The organism is Salipiger sp. CCB-MM3, from assembly GCF_001687105.1.
GTDB lineage: Bacteria > Pseudomonadota > Alphaproteobacteria > Rhodobacterales > Rhodobacteraceae > Salipiger.
On sequence record NZ_CP014595.1, the window covers coordinates 2,160,693 to 2,173,745 of the forward strand.

The following is a 13,053-nucleotide window of genomic DNA, read 5'->3' on the forward strand; positions in this document are numbered from 1 at the left end:
TGGAAAGATGAAAGCGCCTTCCTGTCCCGGTTCCTTGCGCGCGCTCCGGTCGGGGCGCGGGAAGGGGCTCAGGAGAGGTTCATAGCTTGCGGTAATTGGCGGTCGAGATCCCGTCCTGTGCCACATAGGTCTCTTGCCCGGGCATGACCTCGGTGTTCTGCGCGGAGACGGCCTGCCATCCCTCCGCCGTGCGCTGCAGGACGAAGATCAGGATGGTCTGGCGCGGGCCGGCGGCGCTGCCGTCCGGGGCGCGCTGGCCGGTCATGTGAAAGCGGCAGCGCACCACGGCGTGGTCCTCGCCCAAGTGCCGGGTGGCGATACGGCCGGGCCGCAGGGTGGTTGAGGCAAAGAAGCTTTTCAGCGCGTAGTCATGCGGGCGGGCGATTGCCGCGCGGCCCTGCCACCACAGGCCGGTGACATTCACGAACTCGGTGTCCTCGGCAAAGAGCGCGGCGATGGCCGCGCCCTCGCGCGTGGCCCATGCGCGGGCGAAAGCGGCGGGGAAATCTCCGGGCCGCTGCGGCAGATCAATAGGGGTGGGCGCGGCCATCCCAGGTCTCAAAACAGCCGGTGCCATCGAGGCTCAGCGCGTCCAGCCGGTCGGCGAGCCCTTCGGCGGATTGCGCCGGCGTGAGATCGGCGCCCGCGCCGCCCATCTCGGTGCCGACCCAGCCCGGATGGTAGATGCCCACCGCGATGCCGCGGGGCTTCAGGGCTTCGGCAAGGTTGCTGCCAAGGTTCAGTGCTGCGGCCTTGGAGGCGCGGTAGATCAGCGCGTTGCCCTTGGCGAGCGCGTTGGAGCCCATCTGCGAGCTGATGATCATGATCTTCGGCGTGGCGGCGCGCTCCAGCAGCGGCAGCATGGCCTGCACCGTCAGGAAGACGCCGGTGACATTGACCGCGAACATATCGGCCCACATCTGCGCCGGGTAACCGGTGTCGAGCGTCTCGGGTTTGTCGAAGTAGATCCCGGCGTTGCAGATCAGCGCATCGAGCGGCGCCTCGCCAAGCTGGCCCGCCAGCGCGGGCGGCGAGGCCGGGTCGGCCACGTCGAGCTTCAGCAGGCCTTCGGTGTTGCGGGCGGTGCCCAGCACCTCATTGCCGCGGGCGCGCAGCGTATCGGCCAGCGCGGCGCCGATGCCGCGGTTGGCGCCGGTGATGAGCAGTCGCATGGGAATGTCCTAGTTCGATTTCCGGGTCGGCATAAAAGGCAGGGGAGCCACGGGCACGCCGTCTTCGATCAGCGCCTTGGCCTCGTCGCCGCGGGTCTCGCCCCAGATCGCCCGTTGCGGCGCGTCACCGCTGTGCATGGCGCGTGCTTCGCGGGCAAAGTCGCGGCCCACGTAATCCGAGGTTTTCTCCACACGCTCGCGCAGGGCGCGCAGCGCCTGTTCGGCGGGGTTGGCCGGTTCGGAGAGGCTTGGCGCTTCGGGCTTGGGGTCGGCGGCGCCATTGTTCACGCGCGGCGCCATGGGCACCTTTTCCACCTTGGTGGAGCCGCAGGTGGCACAGGCCACCATGCCCGCGGCCTGCAGCTTGTCGAAGGCGCTGGCCGATTGGAACCAGCTGTCGAAGCGGTGGTCTTCCGCGCATTTTAGAGAGTATTGGATCATGCGGCAGTTTCCGAAATGATCCCTGATACGTAATGTTTTTTACGCGGAGATCAAGCGTATCTGGCCACCGTCGCAGGCGGGCCTGATGTTGCGCAGCAGCCGGGCCAGTTCGGGATGCTCGACCAGATGCGCCGCGCGCTTAGGGCTGACCCAGCGCAGTTTGCGTTCGCCGCGCTCGGGAAACTTGCGGTCGCGCGAGGCGGCTTCGAGCGGGTAGACCAGCGCCAGATGAGGATGCGGGGAGTTGCGCTTGCGATAGGTGTAGGAGCCGACGCAGACCTCATGCGCGCGTCCGCGGATGCCGGCCTCTTCCCAGGCTTCGCGCGCGGCGGCCCCGGCCGGGCTGTGACCGGGCATCGGCCAGCCTTTGGGTAGTGTCCAGCGACCACGGCCCCGGCTGGTGATCAGCAGCACCTTGAGCTTGCCGTTGCGGACGCGAAAGCACAGCGCGGCGTATTGCACTTGGGTCTTCCGGGGCAGCCGTCCTTGGCCGAGGCTTTGGACGGCGAGGGCCGGCAACGCTTTCATCCTGGATCCCTGCTCGTGGTCTTTTTCCGGAATCTTGCGCCTATTTTTCGGCTGCGTCTACATATTGTGTAAGCAGGGAGACGAGGTCGTGCGCCGACGCCTCGGGTTCGAGCAGGCTGCGGGCGGCACCTCCGGCGGCGTTCTGCGCGCTAGGGGTGCGCAGCCTTTGCAGCGCAGCGGCGAGTTCGGCGGAATCCTTGATCTGCAGCGCCGCGCCCGAGGCATCGAGCAGGCCAAAGGGCGCGTGGAAGTTGCGCAGGTCCGGGCCGTGGATCAGCGCCGCGCCGAAAGCGGCGGGCTCATAGGGCGTGTGACCGCCGCGGTCGGTGAGCGTTCCGGCGATGAACACGCGCCCCGCCAGCCGGTAGAAGAGCGCCATCTCTCCAAGCGTGTCGGCAAGGTATACGTCGGCGCCCTGCGGCGGCTCGCCCAAGCTGCGACGGGCGCAGCTCAGGCCCTGCGCGGCGATGAGGCGGGTGATCTGCTCGGCCCGGCGCGGGTGGCGCGGGGCGAGGATCAGCCGCAGGCCCGGCTCGTGTTTTCGGGCTTCGGCATGGGCGGCGAGGACGATCTCATCCTCACCTTCATGGGTCGAGGCCGCCAGCCAAGTGGAGCCGCGGGGAAATTCGGCTTCCAGCGCCGGGTCGCGCTGCTGAGGCGGGATGTAGAGCGCCTTGAGGTCAACCACGGGGCCAAGCGTTTCGGGGCGCAGCCCGGCGGCGAGGAAGCGATCGCGCGAGCCGGAATCCTGCGCCGAAAGAAACGCGATGCGCCGCAGTACCCGCGCCTGCAGGCCGCCAAAGATGCGCCAGCCGCGGGCGGTGCCCTCGGACAGCCGCCCGCCCAGCACCAGCACCGGGCCGGGGCAGGTGAGCAGCCGGTTCGGCCATAGCTCGGATTCCATGGTGATATGGGTGCGCACGTTCCAGCGCCGGTGCATGCGCCGCGAGGCGCGTGCGAGGTCGAGCGGTGCCAGACGTGCCACCAACCCCCAGCTTTCGGCAAGGCTGACACCGGAGGCGGAGTTGCAGGTGACCAGCAACTTTAAATCCGGGCGGGCGGCGCGCAGCGCTTCGATCACCGGTTTGGCCGAGGCCAACTCGCCGTTCGACGCGGCATGCAGCCAGACGTGGGCACCGGGGTTGCCGGGGCCCAGTGCCAGCCGCGCACGCAGCGTGTCGCCGTCGCGCCGGAGTGCGGCGCGGCCAAGAATCGCGATGGCAAAGATCGACAGAAGCAGGCGGTACAAAAACATCGGGTTCGGCGCATCCAAGTGGCATAGGGCAGCCGCCGGGCCACCGGTGCCGCAGTGTAACCGCCTCTTCTATATAAAAAGCCGGCGAAGGAGGCGACCTCCTATCGCCGATGCCCCAAGGATGCCAGACGGTCGCCCCCGCTCAGGCCGCTTGCGCGCCCGGCCGCCGCATGGCTTCGATTTCGAAGAAGATACGCCGCACCTCGGGGTGCGCTTCCTGAATGCGGGCCTGCACCCGCTCGACGGTTTCAAAGATGTCGGCGGCGCTCAGGTCGGTGCGGAACCGCGCCTCCATGTTCAGCAGCACCTGCTTGGGGCCGAAGTGCATGGTGAGCAGGCTCGACACTTCGGAGATTGCGGGCTCCTCCAGCGCGATGTTTCGGACCGAGCGCGTCACTTCGCTGTCGGCGCTTTCACCCATGATCAGCGAACGGGTCTCGGACACCAGCAGGCAGGCCACGGCGATGAGGATGACGCCGATCACGATCGAAGCGATGCCGTCAAAAATCGGCGCGTCGAAGGTCACCGACAGATAGACGCCAAGCGCGGCGGCGATGATGCCAAGAAGTGCGGCGGTGTCCTCGGCGACGACGGTGAACACCGACGGGTCCTTGCTGCGCCGGAAGGTCTGCAGCGCGCTCTCCCCCTCTTTGCGGGTCTTGAGCATGGCGCGCAGGGCGATGATCCACGAGGCGCCCTCGGCCAGAAAGGCGATTCCCAGAACGGCGTAGTTCCACATCGGCTCTTCGATCGGTTCGGGGTTCATCGCGTGGACGATTCCCTCATAGACCGAGAGCCCGCCGCCGATGGCAAAGAGCAGCATCGCGACGATCAGCGACCAGAAGTAAAGTTCCTTGCCGTAGCCGAATGGGTGTTTGGCGTCGGGCTTTTTGCGGCTGCGGGCGAGGCCGAGCAGCAGCAGCCCCTCATTTCCGGTGTCGACCACAGAGTGAAATGCCTCGGACAGCATCGAAGAGCTGCCGGTAAAGAGCGCGGCGGCGAATTTGGCGACGGCGATCAAAAGATTGGCTGCGAGCGCCCCGTAGACTGCAATGGGGCTTTCTCCCGATGATTCTGCCATGGGTGTCCTGCTTTTTCTGATTCTCTGGATGCGCCGGTCGGCTTGCCGGAGGTGGAAAAGTCAGGCCAGTCGCAGGACATTAACAGGTGCCAGCGCTGCGGGTTCCCGCATGTGCTTCATCTGATAGAAATTTCTCGTGATGAGAGAGGGGGCGCTGCGCTCAGACAGAAGGGTGCGGGATGCGGTGAGGCACGCGCGAAACGCGAAAACCCACGGCTGGACATGCCGCAGAAAGCTGCCACTTTGGTCTCTGATTTGAAGAGGGAAAGTGGTGGGCGACCTTGGAATCGAACCAAGCGTGCGTCTCCGCGAGGGAGTTACAGTCCCCTGCCACACCTTGCGGCCTGTCGCCCACTTTCCACCGTCTGGCGGTGTCCTCCGCCGGCTGCCCGGCGTCGTGGGGCGCTGACTACAATCAGTGAAAACTGCCGTCAACAGGAAAATCTCTTGCAGCGCGTCACAGGGCGATGCAGAGACCGAAGCTCAGGAAAAAGGGACGCGTGCCATGGTCAAGAAACCGAAATGGGTGGTCGAGAAAGAACAGTCGAAAAAGGCCAAGGCGGCCGAGACCGTCTGGCTGTTCGGCCTGCATGCGGTGCGCGACGCGCTGATGAACCCCAAGCGCGAGAAGCTGCGGCTGATCCTGACCCTGAATGCCAAGGCAAAACTGGAGGATGCGCTGGAAGCGGGGGGAATCGAGCCCGAGATCCACGACCCGCGCAAATTCGGCGCGCCGCTCGATCCGCAGTCGGTGCATCAGGGCGCGGCTCTGGAAGTGAAGCCGCTGGATTGGGGGCGACTGGATGATGTGGCGCTGGGAGATGGCACACTGCCGCCGCGCCTGGTGCTGCTCGACCGGGTGACCGATCCGCATAACGTCGGGGCAATCCTGCGCTCTGCCGAGGTCTTCGGCGCGCAGGCGGTGATCGGCACGCTGCACCATTCGGCGCCCGAGACCGGCGCACTGGCCAAGACCGCTTCGGGCGCGCTGGAACGCCAGCCCTACCTGCGCGAGCGCAACCTTGCGGACACGATCATTGCGCTGCAGGGCATGGGCTATCTGGTGCTGGGCCTCGACGGCGAGGCGGAGGCCTCCATCGAAGAGGCGCTCGAGGGCAAGCGCGACCGTGCCGTGGCTCTGGTGCTGGGCGCCGAGGGACCGGGGCTGCGCCAGCGCACCAAGGAGACGGTGGATCAACTGGTGAAGATCGACTTTGCCCGCGGCTTCGGCTCGCTCAACGTCTCGAACGCGGCGGCGGTGGCGCTGTACGCGGCCAAGCCCTGAGCTTGCGGGGCGCGCCCGCCGCGCCCATATGCTGCTGATGGCCCAAACGATTGCGACCTGTTGTTACTGCGGCGCCCGCGCCGCGCTTGTGCTGGACGGGACGTCCCGTCACGAACTCAGCTGCGCCTCCTGCGGGGCACCGCTGTGGCAGTTGAAGAACCTGAAAACCGAAACATCGCGGGCCGGGGTCATCCCACACCCCAAGCTGCATCCGGACCGGGACATCCTTCGCAAGGCCGAGAAGGCGGCGCGCAAGGCCGCCAAGAAGGCGAAGAAGCGCAAGCGCAAGTCGCCGGCGAAAAAAGCGCTGTCGGGCATGTTCGACCTTCTGGACGATATTTTCGACTGACCGCCTTGCACAGGGTGCAATACAGCCACGCACAAAAACCGGCCTAGTCTTTCGCGCCCGCCTGTCTTATTTGGCGGGTGCAGAATTGAGAGGCGACATGGCGGATTACGAAAACCCGGGTCCGGTTGAAGAGAACTGGAAAGACGCGATTTCCTCGGTCGAGGAGATTATCGAGGATGCCCGCAACGGGCGGATGTTCATTCTCGTCGACCACGAGGACCGCGAGAACGAGGGTGATCTCGTGATCCCCGCGCAATGGGCGACCCCCGACGCGATCAACTTCATGGCCACCCATGGCCGCGGTCTGATCTGCCTGTCGATGACCTCCAAGCGGATCGACGAGCTGGGCCTGCATCTGATGTCGGTCAACAATTCCTCGCGCCACGAGACGGCCTTCACCATCTCGATCGAAGCGCGCGAAGGGGTGACCACGGGCATCTCTGCTGCCGACCGTGCCAAGACCGTCGCCGTTGCCATCGACGCCTCGAAGGGGGCCGCCGACATCGCCACACCGGGCCACGTCTTCCCGCTGCGCGCCAAGGATGGTGGCGTTCTGGTGCGGGCCGGTCATACCGAGGCCGCCGTCGACGTCTCGCGCCTTGCCGGGCTCAACCCCGCGGGCGTGATCTGCGAGATCATGAACGAAGACGGCACCATGTCGCGCCTGCCCGAGCTGGTCGCCTTCGCGCAGCGCCACGGGCTGAAGATCGGCACGATCTCCGACCTCATCGCCTACCGCCGCCGCCACGACAACCTCGTGCGCGTGCGCTCCGAAGAGGTGATCCACTCGGAGTTCGGCGGCGACTGGAACATGCGCATCTACACCGACCAGTCCCATGGCGACGAGCATATCGTGCTGACCAAGGGCGACATCTCCGGCGATGAGCCGGTGCTGGTGCGGATGCATGCGCTCGATCCGATGCTCGACATCATCGGCACCGGCCACGGTGGCCGCTCGGACGAGTTCCGCGATTCGATGAAGGAAGTCGCCGAAGAGGGCCGCGGCGTGGTCGTGCTGCTGCGCGACACCTCGATGAAACTGGAGTTGCATGACGACGTTTCGCCGCGCACCCTGCGGCAGTACGGTCTGGGCGCGCAGATCCTGTCGTCGCTCGGCCTGTCGAAGATGGTGCTGCTGACCAACTCGCCCACCCCGCGCGTCGTCGGGCTCGAGGCCTACGGGCTCGAGATCGTCGGCACCCGCAAGATCGGAGAGAAGTGATGGCCTCGAACGAAACCCATTACAGCCTGCCGCGCGCCGAGTTCGACAAGCCGGTGAAAATCCTCATCGTCGTCGCGCCTTACTACAAGGAAATCGCCGACGAGCAGATCGCCGGTGCCATCGCCGAGATCGAGGCCGTGGGCGGCTTCCACGAGATCGTCGAAGTGCCGGGCGCGCTGGAAGTGCCCACCGCCATCGGCATCGCCGAGCGCATGTCGAACTTCGACGGCTATGTGGCGCTTGGCTGCGTGATCCGCGGCGAGACCACCCATTACGACACCGTCTGCAACGACAGCTCGCGCGGGCTGACGCTGCTGGGCCTGCAGGGCCTGTGCATCGGCAATGGCATCCTCACCGTCGAGAACTACGAGCAGGCGCGGGTGCGCGCCGAGGCGAAAGGCCAGAACAAGGGCGGCGGCGCGGCTGCTGCGGCCTTGCATCTTATCGCGCTCGAACGTAGGTGGGGCGGCGCCCGCAAGGGGGTGGGATTCGTTCCTGCCCAGGACGAGTACCAGATCGCGGGCGCTTCCAAAGGAAAGCATAGCGCATGACGACCCCGGTCCCCCCCTCCGGCAATCAGAAACGCCGTATGAAATCCGCATCGCGGCTCTATGCCGTGCAGGCGCTCTATCAGATGGAGCTCTCGGGCACGACGGCCGAGAAGACCATGCAGGAGTTCTACGACTACCGCTTCGGCGCGGAGGTCGAAGAGGGCGTGGAGCTGGTCGAGGGTGACATTGATCTTTTCGGCAAGCTGGTCGGCGAGGCGGTGAACTGGCAGGCGAAGATCGACCAGATGACCGACCGCGCGCTGGTGGCGAAATGGCCGATCGACCGCATTGATCCGATCCTGCGCGCGCTGTTCCGCGCCGCCGGGGCCGAGATGGTGGCGCTCGACACGCCGCCGAAAGTGGTGATCACCGAGTTCCTCGACGTGGCGCGGGCGTTTTTCCCCGAGGGCCGCGAAGTGCAATTCGTCAACGCGATCCTCGACCACATGGCGCGCGAGGCCAAGCCCGAGGCGTTCTGAGGCGTTCTGGGGCGTCAAAGGGAGAGAGGGGGCGCTGCCCCCGCCGCGGCTGCGCCGCGACTCCCCCGGCGTATTTTTAAAGAGAAGAAGGGGCCGGGGTCGGGGGACGCCGGCCTTTTTGCGTGTGAGCGACTTGCGTGTGATCTAGCGGGCGTGGCTGGGCGGGACTTGGCTGGGCGGCGCTTTCGTCGCGGCGGGATTGCTTGCGTTTCGTAAAAGTATCCCTACATTTGAATGTGACGGAGCGGAATCTTGCAAGAGACTTGAGCTTTGCAGAGGTTACGTTACGCTCTGTCGACCTGATGAAGGAGAGAGTCATATGCCGAAACTCGTCCGCCTCTACATCACCCAATGCGCGATTGGCTTTGGCCTGTCGGCGGGCTTCGTGGCTCTGCTGCTGTGGCAGAACGTCGCCAACCTGCAGCATTTGGTAACCCATTCCGACATGGGTGGTCTGGCGGTGTTTCTTCTGTGGCTTTTCAACGGTCTGGTCTTTGCCAGCGTGCAATTTGCGATGACCGTGATGCGCATGGGCGACGACGCGCTTCCGCCGGCTGGTGGCAAGCGCATGGCGCTTGAGCCGATGCCGATCCGCGTGCCGGTGGATGAACCGCGCAAGCGCCGCCATCTCTGATCGCCTCAGGTCTGTTTGCCGAATCGAAGCGCCTCCTTGTGGGGCGCTTTTTTCGTTTCCGGGGGGCGGGAAGAGGGGAGCTTGAATAGGAACGGCAGATTTCCGCGCCCTAGCCTGAGCCGTGACCGGAAATCTTGAGGGGGGAGAAGTGGCGGGAACCGGTCCTTCCGTGGGGTTATCTCATTCCCGAGGACCTGTATATACAGGTGGGCGTCAGGTAACCGGACCAGGGCCCGGACAGAGCCAACTCCCTCGGAATTGCTTAAGGCCACCGGAATGCAACCATGCACGCAAAGGTCAGAACCCGCCTGAGCCGCAGATAGTCTCTGCGTGGCCTCGCGGCAAGGGGCAGGGCGCAAATCCTCGGCGCGGCACCGTCATGATCCGGTCACGAAGTTGTAACGGGTCAGCTCCTCGGGCAGCAGCACGTAGATCTGATCGGAAGGTGTGGCGAGCGCGGGGCGCAGCAGCATCGGGTCGATGCCCATCTCGTCGAGATATTCCATCACCTCGCCCTGACCGCGCTGGATCTGCTCGACCGCGACAAAGGCGGGCAGGATCGTGCTTTCGCCAAAGTAATGCTGGTGCACGCCGACCGAGGCGCCCTCGGGGATGTCGCGGGTGACGCCGGAGGCGAGCAGATAGGGGCAGGCGGAATAGCAGAACTCGCCCTCCAGCATGCGCGTGCCGAGGCCCATCTCGCGGATGTGGCGCCCGATGGCCAGCGCATCGGGGACCGAGCCACCGGGGCTTTGTAGGATCACCGTCTCTGGCTGCGACTCGTCGAGGACTTTGATGACGCGCTCGGCGTCCCCGTCGGCGATCGTACCTTCCAGCCGCCACGTGGCGCCCTCGGTCTGGGTCAGCGTCAGCCGCTCCGGCAGATCGCCCGGATCACGCAGCGGAGAGAGCGGCGGCAGATCGCGGTTCGGAGCGAAGGTGCGGCGCTGATCGCCGGGCTGCACCGGCTGTGACAGCCGCGGCGCGGAGGGGCCGAAGCGGGGCAGGGAGAAATCCGAGGTTCCGAGATCGCCAACGACCAGAAAGGCCCCCAGAGCGATCTGCAGCACCAGCGCGCCGGTCAGCGCGCGCGAGACGCTGAGTTTCATGTGCTGCGTCCCGGCAGGCGCGAGACCTCAGGGTGATCTGCGGGGGGATCTGCAGCGTCGCGCTCTGTGGTGCCCTCGGGCGCGATCGGCGCGGCTTCGGCGGCAGCGGGCGTGCGGGCCATGGTGGCCTCGACGTCGCGCATGGCGTGCAGCGCGGCGCGCAGCTCGGCGAGGGTCAGCGTGTCTTCGATCTCGGCGCCTTCGCGGCCATGGCGGATGGCGCCATGGGTGACCGCGAGGATCAGCACCAGCACCGCGGGCAGCAGGTCGATGGCGATCGCCCCGGCCCAGGATGGCACGAAGTTGCGAGCGTACATGATCACCGCGTCTGCGGCAGAGACCGGCGTATAGGTGACCTCGGCGGCGGGCTGCAGCGCCAGCACGTTCTGCGCGGCGCGTTCCAGCGTGGTGGCGCGCTGCGCCAGAACATCCAGCACCGAAGTGATGGTGGCGGCCTGATTGCCGCGGTCGGCGTCGCTCTGGCCGTCAAGCTCGGGCAGCACCACCGAGGCGGCGAGATCCTGCGCCGCGCGTTCCACCAGCGGCGCGACCGAGAGCTGGCGCAGCTGCGCGATCAGCCCCTGCAGCTCCACCGCGGCCTCGGAAAACTCCACCGAGCGCGGCTCCACCGGGCCGGGCTCGACGGTCAGCGCGCGCATCCGCGACAGAATGGCGTTGCCCTGCGCGAAGGCGCTGTCGACCAGCGGTGTCTGCTCGGCGATCTGTGCCTCGAGCGCCGACAGTTCGGCGGCCTTCTGGCGCAGCACCCGGAACACCGCGCCGCGCCCGGCGAGGCCCGACAGCGAGCCCTGCGCCTCCTGTTCCGACAGATCCTCGAAGCTCTGCCGGACGCGGGCCACGTCGCGTTCGAGGGATTGTCCGGTGAGGGCGATCTCATGGGTGCGCTCCAGCGCGCCCTGGTATTGCTGCACGGTTGTGGCGAGATGCTGTTCAACCGCCGCCGAGCCCGCCAGCGCCGCCGCGTTGAGCCAGGACGACATGGCGATGATCGCCAGCGAGCCAAGCCCCATGGCCCCCAGCAGCCCCATGCGTGCACGTGTCGAGCGCATCGCCGGGAAAAGGCGCATCAGGTAGGACCAGAAGACGAAGATCCCGACCGAGACCGCGACCGAATAGGCGACGGCGGCAAAGACGGTGAAGGCGCCGCCTTCTTCGAGCAGCGAGGACACGCCGAGATAGGTGTAAATGCCGGAGGCGACCGACAGAACCCCGAGCGCGGTGCCGGAAAACGTGTCGAGCCAGCCGAGGTGCGATTCCAGCTCGCGCGCGTGCCGCAGCCCGCGTGTCTTGGACTGGCCGGAGCGGATATCGTCGGTCCTGTCGGCGTCGTCAGTCGTGGCGGTCATGCGTGTGGCCTCCTGCAACCATTTGACAAGAAATAGGCGCGCAGGCGGCGCAAAAAAGAGTGAGCGGCTCTCTGCTTGCTTTTGTTCACGTATTGTTCATATTGGGGCCATGATCCCGCAGACCGATACCCCACTGATGCCCGGCCAGCTTCTGGCGCGGGGCGTGTGCCGTCATCTTGCCAGCCTCGGCTTTGCTGTCGTCGAGGAGTTCACCCCCGAGCGCGGCAAGCGCGTCGACGTCATGGCGCTGGGGCCGAAGGGTGAGATCTGGGTTGTGGAGTGCAAGAGCAGCCGCGCCGATTTCATGTCGGACGGCAAATGGGAGGGCTATCTTGACTGGTGCGACCGCTATTTCTGGGCGGTGGATGAGGCTTTCCCGACCGATCTGCTGCCGGAAGGGACGGGGCTGATCATCGCCGATGCCTATGATGCGGAAGTGCTGCGGATGGCGCCGGAGGTGAAGCTCAGCGGCGCGCGGCGCAATGCGCTGATCCGGCGCTTCGCCATCCATGCGGCGCGGCGCCTGCAGGCGCTGCGCGACCCCGAGGCGCGACTCGACGCCTGGGGGTGAGGTTAGCTGCGGCGCTGGCTCAGCGCTTTACCTTGCGCGCGGTGGCGGCTGCAGCGCGCAGTTCTTCGGCGATTTCCTCGGCCTCTTCGGGATCGAAATCCATCGGGATCTCGAGGTCGCCGGCAAAGACGTAAAGGCGCACCATACCCTGGTCGGTCGGGCCGATCTGCAGGTTGGCCTCGATGTCGCGTTCGCTGTTGATCCCCATGATCACCCTCATCAGAATGGAATTGCGCGGACTTAGTCCCGCACCGATCATAATGCAAGCGCGGGGGCGGAAGTCCATGAATCAGGTAAGCGATCAGGTCACGTTGAAGCCCTATGAGCCCGCCGATCGCGGCTGGCTGGTGGCGCAGCACGCCCAGCTTTACGCCAAGGCCGAGGGGTTCGACGACAGCTTCGGCGTGCTGGTGGAGAGCATCCTGAAGGAGTTTGAGGCCGCGCATGATCCTGCCTGCGAGCGCGGCTGGGTTGCATGGGCGGGCGGGCAGCGACTCGGCAGCATCTTTTGCGTGCGCGCGGGCGAGGGGCTGGCGAAGCTGCGGCTCTTTCTGCTGGTGCCCGACGCGCGGGGGCTTGGTCTGGGGCAGCGCTTGCTCGACGCCTGCATGGGATTCGCGCGCGAGGCGGGCTACGGGCGCATGACGCTCTGGACTCATGAAAGCCATGAGGCCGCCTGCGCGCTCTATGCCAAGAACGGGTTTTCCCTTGTCTCGTCGACACCTGTGACCAGCTTCGGGCAGGCGCTGGTCGAACAGCATTGGGAGCGGCAAATTTAGTGCCGGATTTCTGCTTGCATTCGAAAATGGAGGGCGTTATTCCCCCCGAGCGTGCCGCCTTAGCTCAGTAGGTTAGAGCGCTTGATTGTGGATCAAGAGGTCTCCCGTTCGAACCGGGAAGGCGGTACCATCTCCCCCCTTCGGAAAATCGCTTGTCGCGCTGCAGGACAGATGTCGCTCGTCTGGCCGCTCGTCTGGTGTGTGGATGCGGGTGTTTTTGGGGCGCTGCC

17 protein-coding genes and 2 tRNA genes are annotated in these 13,053 nt (G+C 66.0%); 9 read left to right on the plus strand and 10 right to left on the minus strand.

Going from position 1 to position 13,053, the window contains the following annotated elements:
* Positions 1-79: 79 nt before the first annotated feature.
* From AYJ57_RS10485 to AYJ57_RS25870, 7 genes are all read right to left on the minus strand, one after another.
* Positions 80-550, minus strand: coding sequence for an SgcJ/EcaC family oxidoreductase (locus AYJ57_RS10485; protein ID WP_066104674.1), 471 nt, complete (start codon positions 548-550; stop codon positions 80-82).
* The gene (locus AYJ57_RS10490; protein WP_066104679.1) at positions 528-1,172 is read right to left on the minus strand and encodes an SDR family NAD(P)-dependent oxidoreductase; all 645 of its coding nucleotides are present in this window, start codon (positions 1,170-1,172) and stop codon (positions 528-530) included. Before AYJ57_RS10490 ends, AYJ57_RS10485 begins: the two co-directional genes overlap by 23 nt.
* Before the next feature lie 9 nt (positions 1,173-1,181).
* Positions 1,182-1,613: a DUF1178 family protein gene (locus AYJ57_RS10495; protein ID WP_066104682.1), complete on the minus strand. Its 432-nt coding sequence runs from the start codon at positions 1,611-1,613 to the stop codon at positions 1,182-1,184.
* A gap of 39 nt (positions 1,614-1,652) precedes the next feature.
* Positions 1,653-2,141: an NUDIX hydrolase gene (locus AYJ57_RS10500; protein WP_066104685.1), complete on the minus strand. Its 489-nt coding sequence runs from the start codon at positions 2,139-2,141 to the stop codon at positions 1,653-1,655.
* 40 nt (positions 2,142-2,181) lie between these two features.
* A complete protein-coding gene (locus AYJ57_RS10505; protein WP_066104688.1) occupies positions 2,182-3,396 on the minus strand; it encodes a 3-deoxy-D-manno-octulosonic acid transferase in 1,215 nt (404 codons plus the stop codon).
* Between the two features lie 142 nt (positions 3,397-3,538).
* The gene (locus AYJ57_RS10510) at positions 3,539-4,477 is read right to left on the minus strand and encodes a cation diffusion facilitator family transporter (protein ID WP_066104692.1); all 939 of its coding nucleotides are present in this window, start codon (positions 4,475-4,477) and stop codon (positions 3,539-3,541) included.
* A 269-nt stretch (positions 4,478-4,746) separates the two neighbouring features.
* Positions 4,747-4,830 (minus strand) — tRNA-Tyr (locus tag AYJ57_RS25870).
* A gap of 152 nt (positions 4,831-4,982) precedes the next feature.
* Between AYJ57_RS25870 and rlmB the strand changes: the two genes are divergently transcribed.
* The 6 genes from rlmB (at position 4,983) to AYJ57_RS10540 (ending at position 8,997) form a co-directional block, all read left to right on the plus strand.
* Complete coding sequence (rlmB, locus tag AYJ57_RS10515; protein WP_066104695.1) at positions 4,983-5,762, plus strand: 23S rRNA (guanosine(2251)-2'-O)-methyltransferase RlmB; 780 nt, start codon at positions 4,983-4,985, stop codon at positions 5,760-5,762.
* 28 nt (positions 5,763-5,790) lie between these two features.
* Positions 5,791-6,111, plus strand: coding sequence for a hypothetical protein (locus tag AYJ57_RS10520; RefSeq protein WP_335740004.1), 321 nt, complete (start codon positions 5,791-5,793; stop codon positions 6,109-6,111).
* 97 nt (positions 6,112-6,208) lie between these two features.
* A complete protein-coding gene (gene ribB, locus AYJ57_RS10525; protein ID WP_066104699.1) occupies positions 6,209-7,333 on the plus strand; it encodes a 3,4-dihydroxy-2-butanone-4-phosphate synthase in 1,125 nt (374 codons plus the stop codon).
* Entirely contained in the window at positions 7,333-7,884 is a 552-nt protein-coding gene (locus AYJ57_RS10530; RefSeq protein WP_066104702.1) for a 6,7-dimethyl-8-ribityllumazine synthase, read from the plus strand. Before ribB ends, AYJ57_RS10530 begins: the two co-directional genes overlap by 1 nt.
* Positions 7,881-8,363, plus strand: coding sequence for a transcription antitermination factor NusB (gene nusB / locus AYJ57_RS10535; protein WP_066104706.1), 483 nt, complete (start codon positions 7,881-7,883; stop codon positions 8,361-8,363). The genes AYJ57_RS10530 and nusB overlap by 4 nt, the downstream gene beginning before the upstream one ends.
* A gap of 319 nt (positions 8,364-8,682) precedes the next feature.
* Complete coding sequence (locus AYJ57_RS10540; RefSeq protein ID WP_066104709.1) at positions 8,683-8,997, plus strand: hypothetical protein; 315 nt, start codon at positions 8,683-8,685, stop codon at positions 8,995-8,997.
* Between the two features lie 377 nt (positions 8,998-9,374).
* Here the strand turns inward: AYJ57_RS10540 and AYJ57_RS10545 are convergent, their stop codons facing one another.
* Positions 9,375-10,106, minus strand: coding sequence for a hypothetical protein (locus AYJ57_RS10545; protein WP_066104712.1), 732 nt, complete (start codon positions 10,104-10,106; stop codon positions 9,375-9,377).
* The gene (locus AYJ57_RS10550) at positions 10,103-11,473 is read right to left on the minus strand and encodes a hypothetical protein (protein ID WP_066104714.1); all 1,371 of its coding nucleotides are present in this window, start codon (positions 11,471-11,473) and stop codon (positions 10,103-10,105) included. The genes AYJ57_RS10545 and AYJ57_RS10550 overlap by 4 nt, the downstream gene beginning before the upstream one ends.
* A 109-nt stretch (positions 11,474-11,582) precedes the next feature.
* Between AYJ57_RS10550 and AYJ57_RS10555 the strand changes: the two genes are divergently transcribed.
* Complete coding sequence (locus AYJ57_RS10555; protein ID WP_066104717.1) at positions 11,583-12,044, plus strand: MmcB family DNA repair protein; 462 nt, start codon at positions 11,583-11,585, stop codon at positions 12,042-12,044.
* 19 nt (positions 12,045-12,063) lie between these two features.
* On the opposite strand, the gene AYJ57_RS10560 is transcribed toward AYJ57_RS10555, so the two are convergent.
* Positions 12,064-12,252 (minus strand): DUF6324 family protein, encoded by a 189-nt coding sequence (locus AYJ57_RS10560; RefSeq protein WP_066104720.1) that lies wholly within the window; start codon positions 12,250-12,252, stop codon positions 12,064-12,066.
* Positions 12,253-12,328: 76 nt separating this feature from the next.
* Between AYJ57_RS10560 and AYJ57_RS10565 the strand changes: the two genes are divergently transcribed.
* Both AYJ57_RS10565 and AYJ57_RS10570 read left to right on the plus strand, forming a co-directional pair.
* Entirely contained in the window at positions 12,329-12,823 is a 495-nt protein-coding gene (locus AYJ57_RS10565) for a GNAT family N-acetyltransferase (RefSeq protein ID WP_066104723.1), read from the plus strand.
* 53 nt (positions 12,824-12,876) lie between these two features.
* Positions 12,877-12,953: transfer RNA gene (locus tag AYJ57_RS10570), tRNA-His, on the plus strand.
* The last annotated feature ends 100 nt before the right edge of the window (positions 12,954-13,053 follow it).

Coding starts and splice junctions, on each gene's coding strand:
- AYJ57_RS10485 (WP_066104674.1), bottom strand. CDS start 550: ATGGCCGCGCCCACCCCTATTGATCTGCCGCAGCGGCCCGGAGATTTC.
- AYJ57_RS10490 (WP_066104679.1), bottom strand. CDS start 1,172: ATGCGACTGCTCATCACCGGCGCCAACCGCGGCATCGGCGCCGCGCTG.
- AYJ57_RS10495 (WP_066104682.1), bottom strand. CDS start 1,613: ATGATCCAATACTCTCTAAAATGCGCGGAAGACCACCGCTTCGACAGC.
- AYJ57_RS10500 (WP_066104685.1), bottom strand. CDS start 2,141: ATGAAAGCGTTGCCGGCCCTCGCCGTCCAAAGCCTCGGCCAAGGACGG.
- AYJ57_RS10505 (WP_066104688.1), bottom strand. CDS start 3,396: ATGTTTTTGTACCGCCTGCTTCTGTCGATCTTTGCCATCGCGATTCTT.
- AYJ57_RS10510 (WP_066104692.1), bottom strand. CDS start 4,477: ATGGCAGAATCATCGGGAGAAAGCCCCATTGCAGTCTACGGGGCGCTC.
- rlmB (WP_066104695.1), top strand. CDS start 4,983: ATGGTCAAGAAACCGAAATGGGTGGTCGAGAAAGAACAGTCGAAAAAG.
- AYJ57_RS10520 (WP_335740004.1), top strand. CDS start 5,791: ATGCTGCTGATGGCCCAAACGATTGCGACCTGTTGTTACTGCGGCGCC.
- ribB (WP_066104699.1), top strand. CDS start 6,209: ATGGCGGATTACGAAAACCCGGGTCCGGTTGAAGAGAACTGGAAAGAC.
- AYJ57_RS10530 (WP_066104702.1), top strand. CDS start 7,333: ATGGCCTCGAACGAAACCCATTACAGCCTGCCGCGCGCCGAGTTCGAC.
- nusB (WP_066104706.1), top strand. CDS start 7,881: ATGACGACCCCGGTCCCCCCCTCCGGCAATCAGAAACGCCGTATGAAA.
- AYJ57_RS10540 (WP_066104709.1), top strand. CDS start 8,683: ATGCCGAAACTCGTCCGCCTCTACATCACCCAATGCGCGATTGGCTTT.
- AYJ57_RS10545 (WP_066104712.1), bottom strand. CDS start 10,106: ATGAAACTCAGCGTCTCGCGCGCGCTGACCGGCGCGCTGGTGCTGCAG.
- AYJ57_RS10550 (WP_066104714.1), bottom strand. CDS start 11,473: ATGACCGCCACGACTGACGACGCCGACAGGACCGACGATATCCGCTCC.
- AYJ57_RS10555 (WP_066104717.1), top strand. CDS start 11,583: ATGATCCCGCAGACCGATACCCCACTGATGCCCGGCCAGCTTCTGGCG.
- AYJ57_RS10560 (WP_066104720.1), bottom strand. CDS start 12,252: ATGGGGATCAACAGCGAACGCGACATCGAGGCCAACCTGCAGATCGGC.
- AYJ57_RS10565 (WP_066104723.1), top strand. CDS start 12,329: ATGAATCAGGTAAGCGATCAGGTCACGTTGAAGCCCTATGAGCCCGCC.